The sequence below is a fragment of the Photobacterium sp. BZF1 genome, assembly GCF_014349205.1.
Taxonomy (GTDB): Bacteria; Pseudomonadota; Gammaproteobacteria; order Enterobacterales; family Vibrionaceae; genus Photobacterium.
Genome location: NZ_JACSOF010000043.1, coordinates 18,812 through 43,047 on the forward strand (window position 1 = coordinate 18,812; position 24,236 = coordinate 43,047).

Below are 24,236 nucleotides of genomic sequence, written 5' to 3' on the forward strand. Positions count from 1 at the left end.
GCTATAATACGCGCCATTATTATTCTCGGCTCCTGCTGTGGACACAGTCAGGGGCCGTTGTTGTTATATCCGTTCGCGATATTATTGTCGGATGAAGGTACAGGCTAGTGGCCTGGCTGGAGGCAAGAATGAATGGAAAATATGTCATTAAGACTATGAAAAGTAAGAGGTACTTATGATTCCTGTTGTTGCCCTTGTCGGGCGCCCAAACGTGGGTAAATCGACGTTATTCAACCGTCTTACCCGTACAAGGGATGCGCTGGTAGCTGACTTTCCTGGCCTAACAAGGGATCGTAAATACGGTAAGGCTGAGCTCGAAGAGCATGAATTTATTGTGATTGATACCGGCGGTATCGACGGTACTGAAGAAGGCGTCGAAACCAAAATGGCCGAGCAATCACTGGCAGCTATCGAAGAAGCCGATGTTGTTCTGTTTCTGGTTGATGGTCGTGCCGGTCTGACGTCGTCTGACGAAGCAATTGCTAAGCACCTGCGTAGCCGTGAGAAACCAACCTTCCTAGTGGTAAACAAGATTGACGGTATCGATGCAGATAGCGCTTGTGCCGAATTCTGGAAGTTGGGTATGGACGGTATGTACCAGATCGCTGCAGCACAGAACCGAGGTGTGACGGCGCTGATGGAGCGTGCTCTGGCACCATTTGCTGACGACCTTAAGGCAAAAGCCGAGGAAGACGGCGATGAAGTCTTCATCGAAGATCTGACATCGGTAGAAGATATCGAGAAGGCTAACCTGTCTGAAGCGGATGCAGAAGCGGCCTATAAGCGCCTGCAAGAGCAACCGATCAAGATGGCTATCATTGGCCGCCCGAATGTGGGCAAGTCAACGCTGACTAACCGCATCCTCGGTGAAGAGCGTGTGGTTGTTTACGATATGCCGGGTACTACTCGTGACTCTATCTACATTCCGATGGAGCGCGAAGGCCAAGAGTATGTGCTGATTGATACAGCGGGTATCCGTCGCCGTAAGAACATGCACGAAGCCGTTGAGAAGTTCTCGGTGATCCAGACTTTGAAAGCGGTAGAAGATGCCAACGTTGTGCTATTGGTTATCGATGCGCGTGAAAACATCTCTGATCAGGATCTGAGCTTGCTTGGCTTTGCCCTGAACGCAGGTCGTTCATTGGTGATTGCCGTGAACAAGTGGGATGGTCTGGATAACGAAGTCAAAGAGCGCGTTAAGTCTGAACTGGACCGTCGTCTGGGCTTTGTAGATTTCGCCCGTATCCACTTCATTTCGGCACTGCACGGTACCGGTGTTGGCCACTTGTACGAATCCGTACAGGAAGCTTACCAGTCTGCGACTAAGCGTATCAGTACCTCAATGCTGACGCGTATTATGCAGATGGCACAGGACGATCACCAGCCACCTATGATCCGTGGCCGCCGTGTGAAACTGAAGTATGCGCACGCAGGTGGTTACAACCCGCCGATTATCGTTATCCACGGTAACTTGGTGAACGAGCTACCGGGCTCGTACAAGCGTTACCTGATGAACTACTACCGCAAGTCGCTGGAAATGATGGGTACGCCAATCCGTATCCAGTTCCAGAGCAGCGATAACCCGTTCGAAGCTAAGAAGCAGAAGCTGACCGTTTCTCAGGAACGCCAGCGCAAGCGTCTGGCAACGGCACTGAAAAACCGTGACCGTGACAGCTAATTAACCTGTCAAACCGTATAGACAAACCCGGCCCCTTGGCCGGGTTTTTTGTTATTATCGACTCTCCACCGAGCAGTAAGGATATCCCTATAGTGACCAGCGCGACCCAGGTTCTTTTCCCAGAACGCATTTACCAGTGCGAAGCTAACATTCAATTGATTGCCGCCCATCCTGAACAAGGGTGTTATGTTGTTACCGACCGTACGCCTTTCCATCCGGTAAGCCATATCTGGCCAGATCATCCCGCGGATCGCGGAACCTTGGTTCTACAGAGCCAAGCGCATGAGGTGGTTGATTGCCTGGTCGGTGCCGTGGAGCAGGAAAGCGGACAGCTTTATGTTGGGGCTGATATCCCGGTCAAGCGTGATGAGCCAGGATGGGTCTTTGTGGTAGTACACCATTTGGCAGAGAGTATTGAAAGCTCGGTTGGTACCAAGGTAACCCTAAACGTGGACGAGCAATACCAGCTTGCCTTGAGCCGGGGACACAGTGGTGGCCACCTGTCATCGTTGGCCCTTAATAAGGTTTTGCACCATGACTTCTGGCGTAAAGATGCCTCACGCAAGGATGAGCTGGGCCATTACGATTTCCATAGCTATGCCCAAACAGAAAGCCGGGTAACGGAAGATTGCAGTACAGATACTTACCGTATCGGCAAAACCCTGCGTAAGCGCGGACTCAATGCTGCTGATATGATTGCAGCCTTACCTGCGATAGCCGATCAAATCAACCAACAGCTTGCTGCATGGTGTGAGGCTGGCTTCCCGGTGGACATGCGCAGGGAAGGGGAAGCGCTCACGGACTCCCGTTACTGGCGCTGTGATTTGCAAGAGGGGGAAGTGGTAGAAATACCTTGTGGAGGTACCCACGTCACTTCGCTAGCAGAATATGCGGCGCTGCGGGTTGAATTCCAGCTAATCAATGAACAGGAACTGGTCATGGTTACCCATAGCCAACCGGCTTGATCGGCTAGCAATAAAGGGCTGAATGTCATCATTCGTATTAAAGTTATTTAATATCAATAATTTAAGCTTGTCCTTGATGTGCTGGTGGCAGTTATTTGATCCTTATGTTCTGTTTTTATTATTTGCTGGATCATGTCGCTTTTATCCGGAAGTTGCAGGTTTAAATATCGTTTAAAATTGAAAAACAGGACATGTAACTTATGCTTTCGGGATGTGTATTGATAAATGTTCTTTTGCTAGCTGATCGCTGATCACGGTGGCTTTTGTCGTTGATCAACAGTTTGAAGTACGATCAGGGTACGCAATCCTGACGGGTACAATCGACGTTTGCTGTTACTGAGTTGGATCAAGAGAGCAGGGTGCTCGGTTAAGTTATTATGGGGATAGTTAGATTGAGGGAGAGACTATGAGCCAGAATATTTGCCCAAGCTGTAGCCAAGAGCTCGAGTGGCAGGATGGGAAATACCATTGCGAGCAATGTAGCCAGACGTTTATCAAGCAGGCATTTTGTCCTGATTGCGATGCTGAACTGGAAAAGCTACAGGCTTGTGGAGCAGCAAGCTATTTCTGCAACACTTGTAATGAGCTGAAGTCTAAATCGCGGGTCAGGATCCATTTCGAAAAAGCTTGAGTAGGGATGCCAGCGACTTCCATAGCTTGAGTCCCGTATTGTGGATACAGGGCAAGAAAATGCCGCCTAGTGGATAACACTTGGCGGCATTTTTGACTTTGAAGTTATTCTGGGGATGGCGACGAACCCGAAACAACGGAGTGGATTTCTCCGTCGGCAAGTGTTGTCCGAAGATTATCACCTTGCTTGACCTGCCCTGCACTGCGGATGACCTGCCCCTTGGTGTTGCGGGTAATTGAGTAACCGCGCCCTAGGGTTGCCAGTGGACTGACTGTTTCCAACTTTTCTGCTGCCAAAGCCAGTTTATGGCTAGCATTGAGCAAACGCCTGTCCATGCCGTCTTGCAGCCTTTGTTGCAGGCGGTCGAGCCGGTTCTGCTGTGCCTGAACAATGTTGGCTGGTGAGTTCAAGGACAGTTTGTAATTGTTGCGGTCGATGTGCTGCTGGTGGCGGCTTAAGCGCTGCTTCATTGCTAGCTCAAGCTTGCCGGCCAACTCATCCAGCTGCTGCTGCTGTTGGTTGAGGCGGACCTGCGGATGCTGGCGATCAAGGCGGTGCTGCAGCCTAATTGTCTGTGCTTGCTTACCCGAAAGGTAATGTCGCATAGCATGCTGAATTTGTTGTACTTTCTGGCTGATCTTCTGAGTTTGGAAGCCCATGTCACGACTGATTAGCTCTGCGGCAGCCGAAGGCGTCGGGGCGCGGACATCGGCGACAAAATCCGCAATAGTAACGTCTACTTCGTGGCCGACAGCACTGACAATCGGGATCTGGCTGGCGGCAATGGTCCTTGCCACAATCTCTTCATTGAAGGCCCATAGATCTTCCAGTGAGCCACCACCACGGCCGACAATCAGCACATCACACTCACGGCGGGCATTGGCCCGGCCAATGGCCTGAGCTATTGAAATTGCTGCACCTTCACCTTGGACAATTGTCGGGTAGATGACGACAGGCAAGCTAGGGTCACGGCGCTGCAGGACATTGAGGATATCGTGCAGTGCGGCACCGGTCTTCGAGGTCACGATGCCTACCCGCTGTGGTTGCTCCGGCAGTGGTTGCTTGAGGGTTTGGGCAAACAAACCTTCGGCAGCTAAATTCATTTTTAGCTGCTCGAACTGCTGTTGCAGGCGGCCATCGCCTTCTGGCTGCATACTCTCGATAATCAACTGGTAGTCACCACGAGGCTCGTAAAGTGACAGGCGAGCTTTGACCAACACCTGGGTACCGTTGGCGGGTTTGAAGGTCACACGGCGGTTGCTGCCCTTGAACATGGCACATTTGACCTGTGCCCGGGAGTCCTTGAGGGTGAAATACCAATGGCCGGAAACGGGCATGGAAAGATTCGACAGTTCACCGACCAGCCACACGACACCCATTTCGTTTTCAAGGATCAAACGGACTTGGGCATTGAGGCTGGAAACAGTATAGATACGGTCATTGGTCTGGTTCTGTTGAGCAAATAACGTCACGAGACAAGATACCTGTTTTGGAAGGCTGAAAGTGAGCGGCTGACAGAGGCTAGGACGAGGTTAAAAGGGCCTAGGCAGATCTATGGACAGATCTTGGTCGTAATATGCTGACCGCAGCACCGGATACTTAACCGATATATACTACACATCAAGAGTTTTTTGTCAATTAAAAAAAATAAAAAAAGTCTAGCCAATCGATTGCTTCCTCCGTATAATTCGTCCGCAATATTTTATCCTTCTTTAAACCTTTACTTGGTGTGAGATATTGCAATGTTACGAATCAAACAAGAAGCTTTGACTTTCGATGATGTCCTGCTGGTTCCAGCCCATTCAACCGTACTGCCTAACACTGCCGATCTGCGCACCCGCCTGACGAAAGACATTACGCTGAACATCCCTATGGTGTCTGCGTCAATGGATACCGTGACAGAAGGTCGCCTGGCAATTGCCCTTGCTCAGGAAGGCGGCATTGGTTTCATCCACAAGAACATGTCTATTGAGCAGCAAGCCAATGAAGTTCGCATGGTGAAAAAATTCGAAGCCGGTGTGGTTTCTGAGCCTGTAACCGTAAAACCTAACAATACGATTGAAGACGTGAAGCGTCTGACTATCGAGAACGGTTTTGCTGGTTACCCTGTTGTTTCTGATACCAATGAGCTTGTTGGTATTATCACAGGCCGCGATGTTCGTTTTGTTACTGACCTTTCGCTTAAGGTTGAAGAAGTGATGACGCCAAAAGACAAATTGGCATCAGCCAAAGAGGGTGCATCACGTGAAGAAGTTGAAGCTATCATGCAGCAGTACCGTGTTGAGAAAGTACTGCTAGTCAACGATGACTTCCAGCTTCGCGGTATGATCACTGCTAAAGACTTCCAGAAAGCAGAGCGTAAGCCTAATGCTTGTAAAGATGAGCGTGGTCGTCTTCGCGTAGGTGCCGCTGTTGGTGCTGGTGCTGGTAACGAAGAGCGTGTTGCAGCCCTGGTTGAAGCTGGTGTTGACGTACTGCTTATCGACTCTTCACACGGCCACTCTGAAGGTGTGCTAGCACGTATTCGCGAAACTCGTGAAGCTTTCCCTGATCTACCTATCGTAGGTGGTAACGTGGCTACAGCTGAAGGTGCGCGTGCCCTTATCGAAGCTGGTGTAAGTACTGTGAAAGTAGGTATTGGCCCTGGCTCTATCTGTACAACCCGTATTGTTACCGGTGTTGGTGTTCCTCAGGTAACTGCGATTGCTGACGCTGTTGCTGTTGCGGACCAATACGGTATCCCAGTTATCGCTGACGGCGGTATCCGCTTCTCTGGTGATATGTGTAAAGCCATCGCTGCAGGTGCATCTTGTGTGATGGTAGGTTCAATGTTTGCAGGTACTGAAGAAGCACCGGGCGAAGTTGAGCTGTACCAAGGCCGTGCTTACAAATCTTACCGTGGTATGGGCTCATTGGGCGCTATGTCTAAAGGCTCTTCTGACCGTTACTTCCAGACAGACAACGCTGCTGACAAGCTGGTTCCGGAAGGTATCGAAGGCCGTGTGGCATACAAAGGCCACATGAAAGAGATCGTACACCAGCAAATGGGCGGCCTGCGTTCAAGCATGGGCCTAACGGGCTCGGCGACAATCGAAGAACTTCGTACCAAAGCTGAATTTGTCCGCATTTCAGGTGCTGGCCTGAATGAGTCTCACGTACACGACGTGACGATCACTAAAGAAGCACCTAACTACCGCTTGGGTTAATTTTCATCAGCTGCACTAGCATCTGACGAAAACGTTTGCCTAAACGCGAAACTTGTATAAGATCGGGGGCGTTTTAATGCCCCCACCTTTCCATTATTTTTTGAGACAGCTCGAATGACCACGACCACAAATATTCATGACCAGCGTATCCTGATCCTGGACTTTGGTTCCCAGTACACCCAGCTTATTGCACGTCGTATCCGTGAAATTGGTGTTTACTGTGAGCTATGGAGCTGGGACGTTAATGAAGCGGATATTCGCGACTTCAACCCTAACGGCATCATCCTTTCCGGTGGCCCGGAAAGTGTGACTGAAGAAGGTTCACCTCGCGCACCGCAATATGTGTTCGAAGCCGGTGTGCCTGTATTTGGTGTTTGCTACGGCATGCAGACTATGGCAGAGCAGCTAGGTGGTAAAGTTGCTGGCTCTACCGAGCGTGAGTTTGGTTATGCTCAGGTGAAAGTGGTTGAGCCAACTGCTTTCTTCAAGAATATCGAAGATGCGATTGCCGACGACGGTAAAGCGCTACTAGACGTATGGATGAGCCACGGTGACAAAGTGGTAGAGATCCCGTCTGACTTCGTTAAGGTTGCTGAAACCGAGACCTGTCCTTACGCGGCAATGGCGAACGAAGAGAAACGCTTCTACGGTGTGCAGTTCCACCCTGAAGTGACACACACTCGCCAAGGTATGCGTATTATTGAGAACTTCGTTCTTAACATCTGTGGCTGTGAGAAGCTGTGGACGTCTGCCAACATTATCGACGATGCGGTTGCCCGTATCAAAGAGCAAGTGGGTGACGATGAAGTTATCCTTGGCCTATCTGGCGGTGTTGACTCATCAGTCGTTGCCATGCTTATCCACCGTGCGATTGGCGACAAACTAACGTGTGTATTCGTCGACAACGGCCTACTTCGCCTCAACGAAGGTGAGCAGGTAATGGAAATGTTCGGTGACCACTTCGGCCTGAAGATTGTTCATGTTAAAGCAGAAGACCGTTTCCTTGATGCCCTTGCTGGTGAAGCTGAACCAGAAGCCAAGCGTAAGATTATCGGCCATGTATTTGTTGATGTGTTCGACGAAGAATCGAAGAAGCTATCAAACGCGAAGTGGTTGGCACAGGGTACTATCTACCCAGATGTGATCGAATCTGCGGCTTCTAAGACGGGTAAAGCGCACGTTATCAAGTCTCACCACAACGTAGGTGGTCTACCTGATGACATGGAAATGGGTCTGGTTGAGCCGCTAAAAGAGCTGTTCAAAGATGAAGTACGTAAGATTGGCCTTGAGCTTGGCCTGCCTTACAACATGCTTTACCGCCACCCGTTCCCAGGTCCAGGCCTAGGTGTACGTGTACTGGGTGAAGTGAAGAAAGAGTACTGTGATCTGCTACGTCGCGCCGATGCTATCTTCATCGAAGAGCTGCACAAAGCCGACCTGTACCACAAGGTTTCTCAGGCATTCACTGTTTTCCTACCAGTTCGCTCGGTAGGTGTAATGGGTGACGGCCGTAAGTATGACTGGGTTGTATCACTGCGTGCGGTAGAGACTATCGACTTTATGACCGCGCATTGGGCACACCTGCCATACGATTTCCTAGGTAAAGTTTCCAACCGTATCATCAACGAAGTAGACGGCATCTCCCGTGTTGTTTATGACGTATCTGGTAAGCCACCAGCAACGATCGAGTGGGAATAATCCTCACAGGAATATCAAGCAAGGTTTAGATACCAGCGATAGAAAGGAGCACCCATGGGTGCTCTTTTTTTTTGGCTACACTGTAGTCATGCGAAGCGGTATGTTGCTTGGTTGTAGCAATGTTTAAAAGTGCTGAAATAGTCATGAGGCTGCCTTTTTATACCGGGAGTAGCATTATCTTGCTTTTGGGTGATACCAGTGGTGTTTTTAATTGTCTGTAGGCCTTCAGGGAAGGGGGGGATAAGAAATAATTTATATAAATGAAAGTATTGTTGTGCTTTGGGTGCGGGCTTGTAATGTGCTTGTTAGGTAAATGTTTTGGATTAATATTTTATTACAATATGGTATTATGAATATTCCTGAATGCATGGTGTATCGTGCGTTTTTGTTTGAACTTTTCATTACAATTCACCGCAGAATTTTTCGTAGTAGAAAAATTGGATTGACGGCGATACAACGACAACCAAGCGCCGCAAATTTACAACATCACTAATGACCATGGAGTTCCCATGAGCAATCAAGCTGTCAATAAGACACCTAATGAATCGCCGAGTGCGATGAATAAGTTTCTTAACTTTATTGAGCGAACAGGTAACAAGATCCCAGATCCTGCTTTGCTTTTCTTCTGGGGACTGATCCTTGTATGGGTTCTGTCTGCAGTTTTCTCTCAGTTCGAATTTGGTTTAATTCACCCAGTTTCAGGCCAAGCAGTAGAAGTTAACAACCTACTGACCGGCGAAGCGTTCGCAAACTTCCTTGCGACTATGGTGAAGAACTTCACTGGCTTTGCACCTCTAGGTATTGTTCTTGTGGCAATGCTGGGTGTGGGTGTGGCTGAAGCATCTGGCTTCATCAACACTGGCCTTAAGAAAATGCTGAATGTGACACCAGCTAAATTCATCACACCTGTGTTGATCCTGGTTGCTATCGTATCGCACACAGCTGCAGATGCGGGTTACGTTCTGGTTATCCCACTAGGTGGTATCATCTTCCACGCCGCTGGCCGTCATCCTCTAGCAGGTATTGCTGCTGCATTCGCGGGTGTATCGGGTGGTTTCGCTGCTAACTTCATCCCTTCAGGTATTGACCCTCTTTTGGCTGGCTTCACTCAGGAAGCGGCAAATATCCTAGACCCTGAATATGTTGTTAACCCACTTTCAAACCTATTCTTCACTGGCCTGTCTTCACTGCTTATCGTGAGCATTGGCTGGTACATTACTGACCGTATCATCGAACCGCGCCTATCTCAGACGCCAATCGATGAAGATGCTGAAGAAGCACCTGACATGGGCTCTTTCACCGAGCTAGAAAGTAAAGCTTTCTCTCGCGCTGGCTGGGCTATGATGGCAGGTATCGCAGTGTTGTTTGTGTCACTGATCCCTGAAACTTCGCCGCTGCGTTCTCCAGCAGGTGAAATCACTGCCTTTGACGCGCCGGTTATGCAGTCAATCGTACCGCTTATCTTCATCTTGTTCGTGATCCCTGGTGTGGTTTATGGCCGCATTGCGGGTACGTTCAAGGCAAGCGATGACGTGATTAAGTCTATGTCTGCGACAATGAGCAGCATGGGTAGCTTCATGGTAATGGCGTTCTTCATTGCCCAGTTCCTGGTTGCCTTCACCCAGTCGAACCTAGGTACACTGCTTGCGCTATCTGGTGCCCAGTTCCTACAGGCAATGAACCTACCGGGTCAGGTGACTATCGTCGGCATGATCCTGCTAACAGCTTTCGTTAACCTACTAGTGGGCTCTGCTTCTGCGAAGTGGGCATTGATCGGTCCAATCATGGTTCCGATGCTAATGGCTGTAGGTATCTCTCCTGAGCTGACTCAGGCGGCTTACCGTGTAGGTGACTCAGTATCTAACATCATTTCTCCAATGATGGTGTTCTTCCCGCTGGTTGTTGTATACATGCAGCGTTACGTGAAGAGCTCAGGTATTGGTTCCCTGGCTTCTATGATGATGCCTTACTCGATTGCGATGCTAATTGGTTGGACTATCTTCCTGCTAATCTACTGGGCAATCGGTATCCCACTAGGTATCCAGGCTCCTTACACTTACAGCATGTAAGCCTGAGAATTACCAATAATTTTAAAGCCCCGCATTGCGGGGCTTTTTTATGCTGGTAAAGCAAGCATTTGTTATGTCCTCTTGGGATATTGTGTTGTTAAAAAGTAGAGCGGTATTGTCTATATCAATAATCATATGTTGTTTGATTGTTAATTCTGATTTTATTGCATTAATTGAAATTTAATTTTGCAAAACTTAAATGCTGTACTAACTGGATAGTACGGAGTTTGATTGTTATTTAGTTGCTATTGTGTGGGGTTTTATTCTTTTCGATGTCTTTTGGTTGGTTTTTTAATCTGAAAGTAAGTGTCTGCGTTGGTTTTACTCAGATGAAATGATTTGTTACTTTCCTTTGAAAACACAACATCAAAAACTCAATCGGTATAGTAAGGAAGTTCGATTATGAGTGAGACCATTTCAAACCCGCCTTCGCAGAAAGGCATCATCGCGTTCATTGAGCGTGCCGGTAAAAAAATCCCGGATCCTGTGATCATCTTTATGTCACTGTTCACCTTCTGTCTGGTGCTGACTGCTGCTATCGGTGGCCTTCAGTTCGAAACAATGGGTGCCGACGGTGGTGCAGTTACCCATAGCATTAAAAACATGCTGGCAACCGAGAACGTCCGCTGGATGTTTGATAATGCCCTGCTAACTAACTGGCTATCATTCGGTGGCGGTGTACTGGGTGTGATCCTGATTGTGATGCTAGGTGTGGGTATCGCAGAAAACTCTGGTCTCCTATCAGCAGTTATCAAGAAAGTGGGCCTTCGTATTAACGATCGCTACCTACCTCTGTTGGTTATCTTCCTAGGTATCATGAGCTCAATCGCGACTGATGCTGGTTACCTGATCCTTATCCCTCTTGCTGGTCTACTTTATGCGGGTCTAGGTAAAAACCCATTGATTGGTATGGCGGCAGGCTTTGCCGGTGTATCTGCCGGCTTCAGTGCTAACCTTATCCCTGCAACGCCAGTTGACGTGATCTTGGGTGCTAACGCACGTATTTTCGCAGAATCTCAGGGTATTCCTTTTGAAACGGCGGCGGGTGAGCCAATCAACCCGGCGACGATGCACTACTTCTTTATCTTTATATCGACCTTTATCTTGGCCGGCCTAGGTGCTTGGGTAACGACCCGCTTTGTTGCGCCTCGCCTTGAAAAAATGTCTTACCAACTACCTGAAGATCTAAACCTGGATGACTTCAAGGTAACGGATGCTGAGAACAAGGGCCTTCGTGCTGCAGGTATTGGCTTGGTACTGGCCCTGGCGGCGGTTGCTGGCCTGGCGATGGGCCCTCTGGCAACTTACACCAACGAAGCTGGCCGTGAGGTAACCCCTTACCTTGATAATGTTATCCTACTGATTGCAATGGTTTTTGCGGTTGTCGGTATCTTCTTTGGTGTAGCAACGGGTAAATTCAAGTCACTACAGGATGTAGTGAAGGCGATGGTTACCCAGATGAACACCATGGGCTATATCTTGGTATTGACGTTCTTCTGTTACAACTTCCTGGCGCTACTTGGTTTCTCTGGTCTAGGTACTTATGTGACCTACCTAGGGGCGACTTTCCTGAGTGCACTGGGCTTGCAGCAGTTCCCAATCTTGCTGATCATCGGCTTTATCCTGACCACGGCGGTTATCAACCTGTTCGTAGGTGGCCTGACATCGAAGTGGATGCTACTTGGCCCGATCTTCGTTCCTATGCTGTACCAGGTAAACCCGAATATGACCCCGGATCTTGTGACTGCGGCTTACCGTGTAGCAGATTCTTCAACCAACATCATCACACCGATGATGAGCTATGCAGGCGTTATCCTAGCCTTCATGCGTAAGTACAAGCCTGAGTTGTCGTTCGGTGATGTGATTGCGATGATGGTGCCTTACTCGGTTGCATTCCTGACGGTCTGGACCACGGTACTGGTTGCATTCTTTGCCTTCAACATTCCATTGGGCTTCTAAGCAACGACGGATTGACACAAAAACCCCGCTTCTGCGGGGTTTTTTATATGTGGCAAATACCACCTTGTTAAGGGGTACTACAAACTCTCAATCACAACAGGTACTGGGCATGGAAGCGCAGGTGGTCATCGATGAAACTGGCGATGAAGTAGTAGCTGTGGTCGTAGCCTTCTTGCATACGGAGCTCTAGCGGGTAGTCAACACTTTGTGCCGCTTCTGCCAGGGTAGCCGGTTTGAGCTGCTCTTCAAGGAAGCCGTCCTGATCGCCTTGGTCAACGAGGGCAGGAATAGGCTGCTGGTTTTGTTTGAGAAGCTCTGTGGTGTCGTATTGTAGCCAGCTGGTTCGGTCTTCACCGAGGTAACCGGTTAGCGCTTTTTCTCCCCAAGGGCAGTTCATCGGGTTGCTGATAGGGCTGAAAGCCGACACCGAGCTATAGCGAGACGGATTGCGCAGGGCAATCATCAAGGCGCCGTGGCCGCCCATTGAGTGGCCGCTGATCGCACGTTTGTCATTGACTGGGAAGTGTTCCTCAATCAAAGCCGGGAGTTCATTCACCACATAGTCGTACATTTGGTAGTGGCGGTTCCAAGGAGCCTGGGTGGCATTGACATAAAAGCCTGCACCTAATCCGAAGTCATAGGCCCCTTCAGGATCATCGGCCACACCTTCACCGCGAGGGCTGGTATCTGGGGCAACTATGGCGATGCCAAGCTCTGCTGCCAAACGCTGCGCACCGGCTTTTTGCATGAAGTTTTCATCGGTGCAAGTAAGGCCCGATAGCCAGTAAAGCACAGGGACCTTAGCACCCTGGGCGATTTGTGGCGGCAGGAAAATTGCGAAGCGCATATCACAATTCAATACCGATGAGTGGTGGGTATATTGCTTGTGCCAGCCGCCAAAGCTTTTGTTCCAGCTTACGTTTTCGATAGTCATTAGCGTCTCTTTCGTTGCCAAAGTTACTAGGCTCCCGTAGGAACCTAGTCAAGCGTTTTACTTGTCGTAATGGATAACAGAACGGATGCTCTTGCCTTCATGCATCAGGTCGAAAGCATTGTTAATGTCATCTAGGCCCATGGTGTGGGTGATGAAATCATCAAGCTTGAATTCACCCGCCATGTAACGTTCTACAATTTCAGGTAGCTCAGAGCGGCCTTTCACACCACCAAACGCAGAGCCACGCCATACACGGCCAGTGACTAACTGGAATGGACGGGTAGAGATTTCTTGGCCCGCACCAGCCACACCGATGATTACGGATTCACCCCAACCTTTGTGGCAGCACTCAAGCGCAGAGCGCATCACGTTGACGTTACCGATACACTCGAACGAGAAGTCGACACCGCCGTCAGTCATTTCGACGATCACTTCCTGGATAGGCTTGTCGTAGTTGTTCGGGTTGATGCAATCAGTCGCACCAAGCTCTTTCGCTAGGGCGTATTTGCTCTCGTTGATATCAACACCGATGATGCGGCTAGCACCGGCCATTGTGGCACCGATGATGGCTGAAAGGCCGATACCACCCAAGCCAAATACAGCAACGGTATCGCCTTTTTGTACTTTGGCGGTTTTCAAAACTGCGCCCATGCCGGTCGTTACACCACAACCAAGCAGGCAAACTTCTTCCAGTGGTGCTTCTTTATTCACTTTCGCCAGTGAGATTTCTGGCAGTACTGTGTACTCAGAGAATGTCGAGCAACCCATATAGTGGAAGATTGGTTGGCCATCTTTGTAGAAACGGGTGGTGCCGTCTGGCATCAGGCCCTTGCCCTGGGTTTCGCGGATCTTCTGGCACAGGTTGGTTTTACCTGACTTACAGAATTTACACTCGCCACATTCTGGGGTGTAAAGTGGGATAACATGGTCGCCCACTTCAACACTGGTGACACCTTCGCCTACCATCTCGACAATACCGCCGCCCTCGTGGCCAAGGATCGCCGGGAAGATCCCTTCTGGATCATCACCAGACAGGGTAAAGGCATCGGTGTGGCATACGCCGGTTGCGATGATGCGGACTAGTACTTCGCCTTTTTTCGGCAGCATCACATCAACTTCTTCTACCGATAGTGGCTGGTTTGGACCCCATGCAATCGCCGCTTTGGATTTGATAAATTGCTCAGACATTTAGTTTCTCTCTTATATTAGGTGGGCAAGGCCCTTTGCTGTTCCTACGGTTGTTTTAACAGTAGGAGAGATTTTTAACTAAGGCGCAGAGATTGTTGGCTCCGCTTCCTCGTTGTGATGGGCTTAGTATATTTATTTCTTTGACGATGATAATTACCCTATAATGCAAATAACTTTTTCTGTCAGGTAATAATGGTGGTGTATGTTTTTATGGGAAGGGGTCAGTGAGTTTGTCGCGGTCGCGGAAGCGGAGAGCTTTACCGCCGCAGCCAAACAGCTGGGTATTTCCACAGCCCAGGTGAGCCGCCAGATCAGTGCACTGGAAAACCGCCTCAATACCAAGCTGTTCTACCGGACAACCCGTAAAGTGTCGCTGACCGAAGAGGGGACCATCTATTACCAGCACTGCCGCCGGCTGATGGATGGGCTTGAGGAGGCTGAGCGGGCGATAAGTGATCGGCGTGATACCCCGCAGGGCAGTCTGAAGCTTACCGCACCGGTGACCTATGGTGAGCAATACATCATGCCGCTGGTGGTTGATTTTATGCAGCAGTACCCAGAAATTGATGTGGCAATGAATTTGACCAACCAGACGGTAGATTTGGTCGAGGGGGGCTATGACCTGGCCATTCGCCTAGGCAAGCTGAGCAGTTCGACCATGATGGCAAAGCGCCTTGCTAACCGAACCCAGTATGTCTGTGCGTCACCTTCTTACTTGGAAAAGTATGGCGTCCCCCATTCGCTATCCGAACTCCGTCACCATAATTGCTTGGTGGGTAACTATGATCATTGGCGCTTTCAGGAGTCGGGTAAAGAACGCAGTGTTAAAGTTGATGGTACCCTGCGTTGTGCCAGTGGCCATGCATTGCGTGATGCCGCCTTGAAAGGATTGGGTTTGGTGCAATTGCCTGACTATTACATTAGCGATGACTTGGAGAAGGGCGAACTGCTGACAGTACTGGATACCTTCCGGGAGCCGGAAGAGGGGATTTGGGCCTTGTACCCCCATAACCGCCACCTATCACCGAAGGTCAGGTTGCTGGTGGACTTCCTTGCTGATTCTTTATCGTAGTGCCTCGCATCCTGGAAGCATTTGGGTATAATCAGCGGCCTCAAGCCACAGAGAGTAAATGTTCCATGACCGAGCCATCCACAAAACATGCCCTTCATCAATATAGCGACGAAGATTTCATGCGCCGCGCCATGGAGCTCGCTGCCCGTGCCGAGGCTGATGGTGAGGTGCCGGTCGGTGCGGTCGTGGTTTATCAGGGGCAGGTTGTCGGTGAAGGTTGGAACCGCTCTATTACCCAGCATGATGCGACCGCCCATGCTGAGATTATGGCACTGCGCCAAGCAGGCCAGGTTTTGCAGAACTACCGCCTGGTTGATGCCACCTTGTATGTCACCCTTGAGCCATGCCCGATGTGTGCCGGTGCGATGGTCCACAGCCGGATTGGCAAAGTGGTTTTTGGCGCTCACGACCTGAAAACCGGGGCGGCGGGCAGCATCATGAACTTGCTGAGCTACGAGCAGGTCAATCACCATGTGGAAATCGAGTCCGGGGTGCTGGCCGAAGAGTGCCGTGCCCAGCTGCAGGCTTTTTTTAAACGCCGCCGGGCTGAAAAAAAGGCTGAAAAGAAAGCCCGCCAACTAGCCGCTGGCAAACCTACCTGATTCTTACCTTATTGCTATATCGGCGGGGTCAGATCCCCGCTGTACTATTGATGATATAGCTGCGCTGGCGCCACAGTATTTTCTTTCTGATGTTGGCATTGAGCCGCTTGCGACGCGTCGCTGCAGATGCCATTCGCTGGCGCATTTTGCCGATGGCTTTTTTCTTTGAAAAGTGCATAGAGCCTCCTCCTTTAGAACTGCTCGGGATCATGAGGTTACAAAGTTAGTATCTCTGATCACCGTTCTTTCTCTAACGATGGCGGTCACGCTTTGCGATCATTTCTTTCAGGTAAGAACAACAAGATGTGAGCAAGATCCCCCTGATTGCTCAGGGGGATCGGGCAGTTAATTGCTGACGGTTTTGTTCGGGGTTGCCGCGTCGGGGGCTACCGGCGCTTCGCCACCGTCTGCTGGCTGTTGGGCAAGGTCGCTGGTCGTTGATACCGGCGAAATGGTATGCAGGCCATCGATCAGTTCGATATCTTCGAGCTGCGGCTCCTGGCTGTGGGTTTGCTCGTAGCCGATGATACTCTGGTAGTAGCGGCGGATATTCTCGACATAGTGCTGGGCTTCGTCTCCGCGCGCATAGCCGTAACGGGTCTGCTTGTAGTATTTGCGCTGGCGTAGCAGCGGCAGCCGCTGTTTTACATCGCTCCATGCGTCAGGGTTGCCGCCTTGCGACTGGGTCAGTCGGCGAGCGTCCATCAAGTGGCCGAAGCCGACATTGTATGATGCCAAGGCAAACCATACTTTTTCGTGCTCTTCGATGCTATCCGGGATCCGGTTGATCATCTTGCGTAGGTACTCGGTACCGCCGCGGATGCTCTGCTCCGGATCGAGTCGGTTTTTAACGCCAACCGAACGTGCTGTCGGCAGGGTTAGCATCATCATACCGCGCACGCCGGTTGGGGAGACGGCACGTGGGTTCCAATGCGATTCCTGATAGGACAGGGCTGCAATCAGGCGCCAGTCGAATTCGTTGGCATACTGCTTGAACAAACCTTTCCACTGCGGAAGTTTGCTTTCAACCGCGCGCAGGAAGGCGCGGGTATCAACGTAATCAAACTTGTCAACGTGGCCGAGGTATTTCTCCTCGAGCTTGGCCAGTTCACCACTCTGCTGGATTTCACCGAAGAACTCGATTAGCAGCGCATACAGGCTATCGTCATTGCTTTGGTTGACGAACCAGGCGATCGGTTCATCTTCGGTCAGTTCCAGGGCGGTGGTGACATCCGGCAGGATGCGCTGGTTGAGGGCGATATCCACTGAATCAGCGAGGGTATAGTCAAGCTCACCCTCGGCAACTTGGCGTAGCAACTCGTCACTGTCAATCTCTTCCAGTGCTTGCCATTCAAGGGTTGGGTGGTCCAGTTTGAGTGCCTGCAGGGTCTTTTCGTGGCTGGATCCGCTTACTACTGCAAGTGTCCCTTTGTTCTCGGCCAGGTCTTCTATACTACGGGGGCGCCATTGGCCTTTTTTGTAGACGACTTTCTGGCTGGCGTAGTAATAAGCCGGTGCGGCACGGAACTGGGCCAGACGCTCATCGGTCATGGTTAAGCCGGCGGCAAGGATATCGACATCGCCACGCTCAAGGCCAGGGAAAAGGCCTGATAGGGTGAACATGGCCTTCATTTCCAGTTTCACGCCAAGCTTGTCGGCAAAACGGCGGGCCAACTCGTAGTCTAAACCGGTTGGGCCTTCGTTACCGATATAGTAAGAGAGCTGGTTGTTTAGCGTACCCACACGCAGTACGCCTTCCTCGCGGATCCGTTCAAGATCGGATTGGGGCTCTTCTTGCCATAGGCAACCATTGAGGACCAAAACGCTCAATAGTAAGGCAATGAAATGTTTGATACTTGAATTCGGTCGAAGAATACTCAACGAGGTACGCCCTTGGTAAAAATAGGACGTCCTTTATACCAAAGCTTGACCGAACCGCAAAATAATCCCAATGCTTTGACGGTGGGTTTGCTGTGGCAAAGCACATTTATTAACCCTGAAATCGTAAAAAAATGTGATTGGCTGGGGCAGTGTGACCAATATCTCACTGGTTTTTGGTGCTGATTGAAAAAAAAACACGCAAACGGTTGCGTCAGGTGTTACGTCACAAAAAAAATTCCCTTATACTACGCCCCATCATGAGCACTTCGCCTCACCTAGGGTCTGGTACGCGAGGTGGCATTGACGTAATTAGCCCGGTAAAGCGCCGGGGATTAGGCCAATATCACCTTCATTAAACTGCTAATCGAGAGACGTAAGCACATGGAAATTTTGCGTGGTTCACCCGCACTGTCTGAGTTTCGCGTAAACAAGCTAATTGAGCGTTGTCGCGAATTGGATCTGCCTGTGTCAGGTATTTATGCTGAGTTCATGCACTTTGCAGACTTGTCTGCGCCATTGAGTGCCGAAGAGCAAGAAAAGCTGGCAAGCTTGCTAACTTACGGCCCTACGATTGCAGAGCATGAGCCATCTGGCCTACTGCTACTGGTTACCCCGCGTCCGGGTACAATCTCCCCATGGTCATCTAAGTCTACCGATATCGCCCATAACTGTGCCCTAGCACAGATCAAGCGTCTTGAGCGCGGTACGGCATACTACATCGAGACTTCTTCTGAGCTGTCTGCCCAGCAAGTGGTAGAACTGAAAGGTTTGATCCACGACCGCATGATGGAAGTCGTGTTTACCGATTTTGATTCAGCCGCCGCGCTTTTCCAAGTGGCTGAGCCTGCTCCGGTTGCAGACGTTGACCTTATGACAGGTGGCCGCAAGGCACTTGAAGAAGCGAACGTAACACTGGGTCTTGCACTTGCCGAAGATGAGATTGACTACCTGGTAGACAGCTTCGTTAACAAGCTAGAGCGTAACCCGACTGACATCGAGCTAATGATGTTTGCCCAGGCAAACTCCGAGCACTGCCGCCACAAGATTTTCAACGCAGATTGGACAATCGACGGCGTGAAGCAGGAAAAATCCCTGTTCAAGATGATCAAGAACACCTTCGAAACGACGCCTGACCACGTTTTGTCTGCCTACAAAGATAACGCAGCGGTAATGACAGGTTCGAAGGTTGGCCGTTTCTTCCCAGATCCAGAGACTCGCCAGTACAACTACCACAATGAAGATGCGCACATCCTGATGAAGGTTGAGACGCACAACCACCCAACCGCCATTTCTCCTTGGCCGGGTGCTTCAACAGGTTCAGGCGGTGAGATCCGTGACGAAGGCGCAACCGGTATTGGTGGTAAGCCAAAAGCTGGCCTAGTCGGTTTCACAACCTCTAACCTGCGTATCCCTGGCTTCGAACAGCCATGGGAAACGGATTTCGGCAAGCCGGGCCGTATTGTAAACGCCCTGGATATCATGCTGGAAGGCCCTCTGGGCGGCGCGGCATTCAACAATGAATTTGGCCGTCCAAACCTTCTTGGTTACTTCCGTACTTACGAAGAAAAAGTGACTTCACATGCTGGTGAAGAAGTACGTGGTTACCACAAGCCAATCATGATTGCTGGCGGTATGGGGAACATCCGTGACGAGCACGTTCAGAAGAAAGAGATCCCTGTTGGTGCGAAGCTTATCGTACTAGGTGGTCCTGCGATGAACATCGGCCTTGGTGGCGGTGCAGCTTCTTCTATGGCATCAGGCCAGTCGGCAGAAGACTTGGATTTTGCTTCGGTACAGCGTGAGAACCCAGAAATGGAGCGTCGCTGTCAGGAAGTGATCGACCGTTGTTGGCAGCTAGGCGATGCTAACCCAATTGCCTTTATCCACGATGTAGGCGCGGGCGGTATCTCGAATGCACTGCCAGAGCTTGTCGATGATGGTGAGCGTGGTGGTATCTTCCAGCTACGTGATGTGCCAAACGACGAGCCGGGCATGAGCCCACTTGAGATCTGGTGTAACGAATCACAAGAACGTTACGTAATGGCTGTCGCGCCTGAGAACATGGCAGCGTTCGATGCTATCTGTAAGCGTGAGCGTGCACCGTACGCAGTCGTTGGTGAAGCAACAGAGAAGCGTGAGCTGAAACTGGAAGACTCACACTTCGACAACACGCCAATCGATATGCCGATGGACATCCTGCTTGGCAAAACACCTAAGATGCACCGTGATGCGAAAACGTTGAAAGTTGATAGCCCGGCGATCACCCGTGACGGCATCGAAATTAATGAAGCGGCAGACCGTGTCTTGCGCCTTCCAACCGTTGCCGAGAAGACATTCCTGATCACTATTGGTGACCGTACCGTGACCGGTCTTGTTGCCCGTGACCAGATGGTTGGTCCTTGGCAGGTGCCAGTAGCTAACTGCGCTGTAACAGCAGCAAGCTACGACTCTTACCATGGTGAAGCCATGTCTATGGGTGAGCGCACGCCTGTTGCCCTGCTAGACTTTGGTGCTTCTGCACGCCTCGCTGTGGGTGAGTCCCTAACTAACATCGCCGGTACTGATATTGGTGATATCAAGCGCATCAAGCTATCTGCAAACTGGATGTCTCCTGCGGGCCACCCAGGTGAAGATGCGGGCCTATACGAAGCGGTTAAGGCTGTTGGTGAAGAACTGTGTCCAGCGCTTGGTCTGACTATCCCTGTTGGTAAAGACTCAATGTCGATGAAGACCAAGTGGGAAGAGAATGGCGAAAACAAAGAAGTTACATCACCGCTATCTTTGATTATCACTGCATTTGGCCGTGTTGAAGATGTACGTAAGACCGTGACGCCACAGCTTCGCACTGACAAAGGCGATTCATCTCTGGTTCTTGTTGACCTAGGTAACGGTAAGAACCGTATGGGTGCAACCGCACTGGCACAGGTTTACAAGCAGCTGGGTGACAAGCCTGCTGATGTCGACAATGCAGAGCAGCTGAAAGGCTTCTTCGATGCGATGCAGACCCTGGTTCGTAATGACAAGCTTGTGGCTTACCACGACAAGGGCGATGGCGGTCTATTCGTTACACTGGCAGAGATGGCATTTGCCGGTCACTGTGGTGTGAAAGCGGACGTTGCAGCTCTTGGTGACGATGTACTAGCTGCACTATTTAACGAAGAGCTAGGTGCGGTTGTTCAGGTTAAGAACGACGACCTTGACGCAGTTAAAGCGGTATTGGCTGAAAATGGTCTTGAAGCTTGCTCGCACGTTATCGGTAGCGTTGAAGCTTCTGACAGCGTTGTTATCACTGCAGGCGATGCGGTTGTTCTTGAGCGCTCTCGTACTGAGCTTCGTACCATCTGGGCTGAAACCACGCATAAGATGCAAGGTCTTCGTGACAACCCAGCGTGTGCCGACCAAGAGTTTGAAGCGAAGAAAGACAACACGGACCCAGGCCTTAACACCAAGCTAAGCTTCGATATCAACGAAGACGTGGCAGCGCCGTTCATTGCCAAGGGTGCCAAGCCTAAGATGGCTATCCTGCGTGAGCAGGGTGTTAACTCGCACGTTGAGATGGCGGCAGCTTTTGACCGTGCTGGTTTTGAAGCAACAGACATCCACATGAGCGACATCCTGACAGGCCAGGCAGTATTGGATGAGTACCACGGCCTAGTGGCATGTGGTGGTTTCTCTTACGGTGACGTACTGGGTGCGGGTGAAGGTTGGGCGAAGTCTATCCTGTTCAATGGCCAGGCTCGCGAGCAGTTCCAGGCATTCTTCAACCGAGACAACACCTTCTCGCTAGGTGTGTGTAACGGCTGTCAGATGCTATCTAACCTGAAAGAGCTTATCCCGGGTGCTGACCTATGGCCGCGCTTCGTTCGTAACGAATCTGAGCGTTTTGAAGCACGCTTCAGCCTAGTTGAAGTACAGAAGTCTGATTCTGTGTTCTTCAACGGCATGGAAGGCTCTCGCATGCCAATCGCAGTATCTCACGGTGAAGGTCGCGTCGAAGTACGTGACGCCGACCACCTGGCTGCGATTGAAGCATCTGGTACAGTTGCGGTTCGTTACGTGGACAACCACGGTAACCCAACCCAGCAGTACCCGAACAACCCGAACGGTTCGCCAAACGCTATCACCGGTCTGACAACTCAAGATGGTCGTGTGACTATCATGATGCCTCACCCAGAGCGTGTATTCCGTACCGTGGCTAACTCTTGGCATCCAGATGACTGGAGCGAGAACAGCCCATGGATGCGCATGTTCCGCAATGCCCGTGTGAATATCGGCTAATAAGCTAATCGCTTAATATTGATGAAAAAAACCGCTCCCAGTGAGCGGTTTTTTATTATCTGTATCATTTTTGGGAAATAAAAGTAGCAACAAATGCAAGACTATGATTAAGCTGAACTTATCCATCTGGTGAATAACCAATGTGGCTTAAGCCAAAAGCCGGTACTGGAGGTGCAATGATTTTCTTCGATCTGGATAACACCCTGCTTGATCATGATGGTGCAGAGCAAGACGCCATTTGTGATTTTGCCAAGCGTTACCGTGATGAAATTATTGATTGTCCTGACGGTATCGAGGTGATGTGGCGGACAATTACTGATGAGAAGCGTCAGCAGTGGCGGACCGGAAAGCTTAACTTCGAAGGGCTGCGCCGGGCGAGGATCAGTGCCTTGTTTCGTCGCCCGCTCAGTGAAGAGCTGGCTGACAGACTGATCGACGAATATTACTCGAGCTACCGCCAGTATTGGCGTTTGTTCCCCGATGTTCAACCAGCACTGGAAAAGCTGAGGAATGTCTCTCCGCTTGCCATTATTACCAATGGCTTTACCTACCATCAAGAAGCGAAGCTAAAGACGACAGGGATCCGTGAGTTCTTTTCGTATCTGGTGATCTCCGAGCAAGTAGGGGCGGCGAAACCCGATCCGAAAATTTTCCAGCATGCATTGAAGCAATCTGGTAAATCAGCCGCTGAGTGTTGGTATATCGGCAACCACCCGCTCAATGATGCCACGGCAGCCAGCGAGTTGGGGTTCAAGGCGGTATGGCTCAATCGGCACAACAACGATACCAAGGTGCCAACCCGGGTGGTCAGAAGCCTCGAAGGATTGGTTGATCTGGTTACCGTGCATTACTAGCTGAGAGGGAACCTATTGCCAAACCGAGGTCTAATCAAGAGGAGCAAAATTAAACTAAGAATTGATTGAATAATTGTTGTACTGGTTAAAATACCCGCATAGAATATGCGCTTATTTTTGCGGGCTCTAAATGTCATTACCTCATGGAAGAGAGACAATAATGGATGTAACACGTCGTGGACTGCATTTGGCCACCAAGGGCCTGGCAGTACTAGTAATGATTTGCCTGGTAAGATACGCCGACAGCTTTGCCTTGATATTTAGTCTCAATCAGGTAGGCATCGTGCCAAGTTATATCGCTATCTTGGTCCTACTCTCCGGTATCGGTGCGATACTGGGTCTTAGCCGCGGAAACCGCTGGGGATTCATCCCGCTTTACTTTTTTATTCCCGCGATCACTATGTTTTTCAACTATAGCCTGATCCCTTATCTCCCTCAGTTGGTTGCCCCCGAGTTTCGTGGCATGGCCGTTTTTTTCCTCAATAGTAGCGTACTGCTTTTTGCTGTCTTGCTACTGCTGAAAATGATGGACAACGATGTCATATTCTCGGTAGAAAAATACTGAAACGCTGATCTTTCAGCGCCAGGCTTTTGATATACTTCAGCTTAAATTAAACAGGTTGTTGGCAGTTTCCCCAAAAGCATCTGCCAGCAGTACCTTGCTCAGCAAAGGATGATGAGAATGAAAAAAATTGAAGCCATCATCAAGCCATTCAAGCTTGATGATGTCCGCGAAGCGCTAGCCGATGTTGGTATCACCGGTATGACCGTCTCTGAAGTCAAAGGTTTCGGTCGTCAGAAAGGCCATACTGAGCTTTACCGTGGCGCCGAGTACATGGTCGACTTCCTTCCTAAAGTGAAACTGGAAATCGTCGTGGCCGATGAAGTAGCCGACCAATGTGTCGATACCATCATCGAAACCGCCCAGACCGGCAAGATCGGCGACGGCAAGATCTTCATGTTCGATGTAGATCGTGTGGTACGTATCCGTACCGGCGAGGAAGACGAAGACGCGATTTAAAACCGTCTCTGTCATCGCTGTTTTATTCTCTTTGCCAGTGAATAACAGCGATGACAGAGGGCCATAGGAAGAGCGGGTCCTAGATCCTAGGTAAAGCAAAAGGCAAAGAAAGAACTTGACGTTCTATAGTCTTTTCAACATCCTGCAGCACCCAGCACCCAGCACCCAGCACCCAGCACCCAGCACCCAGCACCCAGCAC

The 24,236-nt window shown here is 50.3% G+C and carries 18 protein-coding genes; 13 read left to right on the forward strand and 5 right to left on the reverse strand.

The window, feature by feature from the left end; all coding sequences use genetic code 11:
* The first annotated feature begins 175 nt into the window (after window positions 1-175).
* From der to BIZ37_RS11620, 3 genes are all read left to right on the forward strand, one after another.
* Complete coding sequence (gene der, locus BIZ37_RS11610) at window positions 176-1,678, forward strand: ribosome biogenesis GTPase Der (protein ID WP_107301194.1); 1,503 nt, start codon at window positions 176-178, stop codon at window positions 1,676-1,678.
* Window positions 1,679-1,767: 89 nt separating this feature from the next.
* A complete protein-coding gene (locus BIZ37_RS11615; RefSeq protein ID WP_187461662.1) occupies window positions 1,768-2,643 on the forward strand; it encodes an alanyl-tRNA editing protein in 876 nt (291 codons plus the stop codon).
* Window positions 2,644-3,049: 406 nt separating this feature from the next.
* The gene (locus tag BIZ37_RS11620) at window positions 3,050-3,274 is read left to right on the forward strand and encodes a zinc ribbon domain-containing protein (RefSeq protein WP_187461649.1); all 225 of its coding nucleotides are present in this window, start codon (window positions 3,050-3,052) and stop codon (window positions 3,272-3,274) included.
* A gap of 104 nt (window positions 3,275-3,378) precedes the next feature.
* Here the strand turns inward: BIZ37_RS11620 and xseA are convergent, their stop codons facing one another.
* On the reverse strand, window positions 3,379-4,746 hold the full coding sequence (xseA, locus tag BIZ37_RS11625; protein ID WP_187461650.1) for an exodeoxyribonuclease VII large subunit: 1,368 nt from the start codon (window positions 4,744-4,746) through the stop codon (window positions 3,379-3,381).
* A gap of 270 nt (window positions 4,747-5,016) precedes the next feature.
* On the opposite strand from xseA, the gene guaB reads away from it, so the two are divergent.
* The 4 genes from guaB to BIZ37_RS11645 all read left to right on the forward strand — a co-directional run bounded on the left by guaB (window position 5,017) and on the right by BIZ37_RS11645 (window position 12,206).
* A complete protein-coding gene (gene guaB, locus BIZ37_RS11630) occupies window positions 5,017-6,480 on the forward strand; it encodes an IMP dehydrogenase (RefSeq protein ID WP_107301197.1) in 1,464 nt (487 codons plus the stop codon).
* A 114-nt stretch (window positions 6,481-6,594) separates the two neighbouring features.
* Complete coding sequence (guaA, locus tag BIZ37_RS11635) at window positions 6,595-8,178, forward strand: glutamine-hydrolyzing GMP synthase (RefSeq protein ID WP_187461651.1); 1,584 nt, start codon at window positions 6,595-6,597, stop codon at window positions 8,176-8,178.
* Between the two features lie 509 nt (window positions 8,179-8,687).
* Complete coding sequence (locus BIZ37_RS11640) at window positions 8,688-10,247, forward strand: AbgT family transporter (protein ID WP_187461652.1); 1,560 nt, start codon at window positions 8,688-8,690, stop codon at window positions 10,245-10,247.
* Between the two features lie 402 nt (window positions 10,248-10,649).
* Entirely contained in the window at window positions 10,650-12,206 is a 1,557-nt protein-coding gene (locus BIZ37_RS11645) for an AbgT family transporter (RefSeq protein ID WP_187461653.1), read from the forward strand.
* A 91-nt stretch (window positions 12,207-12,297) separates the two neighbouring features.
* Here the strand turns inward: BIZ37_RS11645 and fghA are convergent, their stop codons facing one another.
* Both fghA and BIZ37_RS11655 read right to left on the reverse strand, forming a co-directional pair.
* Entirely contained in the window at window positions 12,298-13,140 is an 843-nt protein-coding gene (gene fghA, locus BIZ37_RS11650; RefSeq protein ID WP_222939646.1) for an S-formylglutathione hydrolase, read from the reverse strand.
* Between the two features lie 57 nt (window positions 13,141-13,197).
* Window positions 13,198-14,328, reverse strand: coding sequence for an S-(hydroxymethyl)glutathione dehydrogenase/class III alcohol dehydrogenase (locus BIZ37_RS11655; RefSeq protein ID WP_187461654.1), 1,131 nt, complete (start codon window positions 14,326-14,328; stop codon window positions 13,198-13,200).
* 202 nt (window positions 14,329-14,530) lie between these two features.
* Between BIZ37_RS11655 and BIZ37_RS11660 the strand changes: the two genes are divergently transcribed.
* Together BIZ37_RS11660 and tadA are read left to right on the forward strand one after the other, a co-directional pair.
* A complete protein-coding gene (locus BIZ37_RS11660) occupies window positions 14,531-15,400 on the forward strand; it encodes a LysR substrate-binding domain-containing protein (protein WP_187461655.1) in 870 nt (289 codons plus the stop codon).
* 65 nt (window positions 15,401-15,465) lie between these two features.
* Window positions 15,466-16,002 carry a tRNA adenosine(34) deaminase TadA gene (gene tadA / locus BIZ37_RS11665; RefSeq protein WP_187461656.1) on the forward strand — a complete coding sequence of 179 codons (537 nt, stop codon included), beginning with the start codon at window positions 15,466-15,468 and terminating at the stop codon, window positions 16,000-16,002.
* 28 nt (window positions 16,003-16,030) lie between these two features.
* Here tadA and BIZ37_RS11670 read toward each other — a convergent pair whose 3' ends face one another.
* On the reverse strand, window positions 16,031-16,180 hold the full coding sequence (locus tag BIZ37_RS11670; RefSeq protein ID WP_187461657.1) for a hypothetical protein: 150 nt from the start codon (window positions 16,178-16,180) through the stop codon (window positions 16,031-16,033).
* A 167-nt stretch (window positions 16,181-16,347) separates the two neighbouring features.
* Window positions 16,348-17,877, reverse strand: a complete 1,530-nt coding sequence (gene mltF, locus BIZ37_RS11675) for a membrane-bound lytic murein transglycosylase MltF (protein WP_187461664.1) — start codon at window positions 17,875-17,877, stop codon at window positions 16,348-16,350.
* 387 nt (window positions 17,878-18,264) lie between these two features.
* Here mltF and purL point away from each other — a divergent pair, with 387 nt between their 5' ends.
* The 4 genes from purL to glnB all read left to right on the forward strand — a co-directional run bounded on the left by purL (window position 18,265) and on the right by glnB (window position 24,036).
* Window positions 18,265-22,161: a phosphoribosylformylglycinamidine synthase gene (gene purL / locus BIZ37_RS11680; protein WP_187461658.1), complete on the forward strand. Its 3,897-nt coding sequence runs from the start codon at window positions 18,265-18,267 to the stop codon at window positions 22,159-22,161.
* Between the two features lie 140 nt (window positions 22,162-22,301).
* Window positions 22,302-23,015, forward strand: coding sequence for an HAD family hydrolase (locus tag BIZ37_RS11685; RefSeq protein ID WP_187461659.1), 714 nt, complete (start codon window positions 22,302-22,304; stop codon window positions 23,013-23,015).
* A 160-nt stretch (window positions 23,016-23,175) separates the two neighbouring features.
* On the forward strand, window positions 23,176-23,580 hold the full coding sequence (locus BIZ37_RS11690; protein WP_187461660.1) for a hypothetical protein: 405 nt from the start codon (window positions 23,176-23,178) through the stop codon (window positions 23,578-23,580).
* Window positions 23,581-23,697: 117 nt separating this feature from the next.
* Window positions 23,698-24,036, forward strand: coding sequence for a nitrogen regulatory protein P-II (gene glnB, locus BIZ37_RS11695; protein WP_107301208.1), 339 nt, complete (start codon window positions 23,698-23,700; stop codon window positions 24,034-24,036).
* Window positions 24,037-24,236 lie beyond the last annotated feature (200 nt).

What these genes read in the sequence shown, in the direction of transcription:
- der (WP_107301194.1), top strand. Translation starts at nt 176, where the DNA reads ATGATTCCTGTTGTTGCCCTTGTCGGGCGCCCAAACGTGGGTAAATCG.
- BIZ37_RS11620 (WP_187461649.1), top strand. Translation starts at nt 3,050, where the DNA reads ATGAGCCAGAATATTTGCCCAAGCTGTAGCCAAGAGCTCGAGTGGCAG.
- guaB (WP_107301197.1), top strand. Translation starts at nt 5,017, where the DNA reads ATGTTACGAATCAAACAAGAAGCTTTGACTTTCGATGATGTCCTGCTG.
- guaA (WP_187461651.1), top strand. Translation starts at nt 6,595, where the DNA reads ATGACCACGACCACAAATATTCATGACCAGCGTATCCTGATCCTGGAC.
- BIZ37_RS11640 (WP_187461652.1), top strand. Translation starts at nt 8,688, where the DNA reads ATGAGCAATCAAGCTGTCAATAAGACACCTAATGAATCGCCGAGTGCG.
- BIZ37_RS11645 (WP_187461653.1), top strand. Translation starts at nt 10,650, where the DNA reads ATGAGTGAGACCATTTCAAACCCGCCTTCGCAGAAAGGCATCATCGCG.
- fghA (WP_222939646.1), bottom strand. Translation starts at nt 13,140, where the DNA reads ATGACTATCGAAAACGTAAGCTGGAACAAAAGCTTTGGCGGCTGGCAC.
- BIZ37_RS11655 (WP_187461654.1), bottom strand. Translation starts at nt 14,328, where the DNA reads ATGTCTGAGCAATTTATCAAATCCAAAGCGGCGATTGCATGGGGTCCA.
- BIZ37_RS11660 (WP_187461655.1), top strand. Translation starts at nt 14,531, where the DNA reads ATGTTTTTATGGGAAGGGGTCAGTGAGTTTGTCGCGGTCGCGGAAGCG.
- tadA (WP_187461656.1), top strand. Translation starts at nt 15,466, where the DNA reads ATGACCGAGCCATCCACAAAACATGCCCTTCATCAATATAGCGACGAA.
- BIZ37_RS11670 (WP_187461657.1), bottom strand. Translation starts at nt 16,180, where the DNA reads ATGCACTTTTCAAAGAAAAAAGCCATCGGCAAAATGCGCCAGCGAATG.
- purL (WP_187461658.1), top strand. Translation starts at nt 18,265, where the DNA reads ATGGAAATTTTGCGTGGTTCACCCGCACTGTCTGAGTTTCGCGTAAAC.
- BIZ37_RS11685 (WP_187461659.1), top strand. Translation starts at nt 22,302, where the DNA reads ATGTGGCTTAAGCCAAAAGCCGGTACTGGAGGTGCAATGATTTTCTTC.
- BIZ37_RS11690 (WP_187461660.1), top strand. Translation starts at nt 23,176, where the DNA reads ATGGATGTAACACGTCGTGGACTGCATTTGGCCACCAAGGGCCTGGCA.
- glnB (WP_107301208.1), top strand. Translation starts at nt 23,698, where the DNA reads ATGAAAAAAATTGAAGCCATCATCAAGCCATTCAAGCTTGATGATGTC.